This is a genomic window from Burkholderia sp. SIMBA_062 (assembly GCF_046534765.1).
In the GTDB taxonomy this organism is placed as follows: Bacteria; Pseudomonadota; Gammaproteobacteria; order Burkholderiales; family Burkholderiaceae; genus Burkholderia; species Burkholderia ambifaria.
Genome location: NZ_JAWRYD010000375.1, coordinates 1 through 260, shown reverse-complemented (window position 1 = coordinate 260; position 260 = coordinate 1). Strand labels below are relative to the sequence as shown.

The following is a 260-nucleotide window of genomic DNA, read 5'->3' as shown; positions in this document are numbered from 1 at the left end:
CCTCGGCTTCACGGCCGCTGACAGGGTCGAGAATATCCGTCGTATCGCCGAGGTTTCCCATCTGATGGTTGATGCAGGGCTGGTGGTAATCAGTGCATTCATCTCACCGTTCAGGGCCGAGCGCGAACTGGCCCGCAGCCTGGTGGAGGAGGGTGAGTTTGTCGAAGTCTTCATTGATACCCCGCTGGCAGTCGTGGAACAGCGCGATCCCAAAGGTCTGTACAAGAAAGCGCGCCAAGGAACCTTGAAAAACTTCACCG

General features: G+C 57.3%; 1 protein-coding gene. It reads left to right on the top strand.

Annotated features, from left to right (window positions below):
- On the top strand, positions 1–260 hold a 260-nt coding region (locus tag SB786_RS36750), incomplete at both ends, for an adenylyl-sulfate kinase (RefSeq protein WP_410731654.1).